Here is a 605-nt window from a genome sequence, read left to right on the forward strand (position 1 = left end):
CGCTTGGCCTCCGACTTGTTTTTCCGTGCGAAAGAGGCACGCTACAGAATATCCCAGCCCTCTGCGAGACGAGGTGGGTACAGAAGCATAAGAGCTTGCGAATCTTTTGCGAAAACTACAATGCTGAACACGCGCAGCTGGAGTACCTGAGCGAGAACAGTTCGTCGGACGTTCGACAGCTCTCGTTTCAGATGAAGTGCTCCTTGGAAAGCGTTTCACTGCTTCTCATAAGCAAATATTCTTCTATGCTGGAACCGCTGACACAAGCGCTGCAGGCCACTCAGCTGACCCTGCTCAAGATGCAGTGCCATATTAAGGACCTGACAGACGTCATCCGGAGCCACAGGAACAACAGCGAAACGATGTTCAGCGAAATATTCCAGACGGCTCAACAATACGCGGACGCCGTTTGCACAAATCTGTCACCTCCAAGGACGACACAACGACAAGTCCATCGCTCCAATGTCACGTATGAAACGTCCGAGGAGTAGTTTCGCAGAGCGTTCTACGTTCCGTACCTTGACTCGCTCCTGGAGTCGCTTGAAACCAGATTTAATGAGAGAAACAAGCCGGCATACTCGCTCCTGTAGCTGACACCTAGCAAT

The 605-nt window shown here is 51.4% G+C and carries 1 protein-coding gene; it reads left to right on the top strand.

Annotation, left to right across the window (positions count from 1 at the left end; translation table 11 throughout):
- Positions 1-491 (top strand): hypothetical protein (locus Q2M23_RS43795; protein ID WP_316399556.1); only part of this gene is annotated, 491 nt, incomplete at its 5' end.
- Positions 492-605 lie beyond the last annotated feature (114 nt).

This window comes from Bradyrhizobium sp. 33ap4, from assembly GCF_032654765.1.
Classification (GTDB): domain Bacteria; phylum Pseudomonadota; class Alphaproteobacteria; order Rhizobiales; family Xanthobacteraceae; genus Bradyrhizobium; species Bradyrhizobium australafricanum.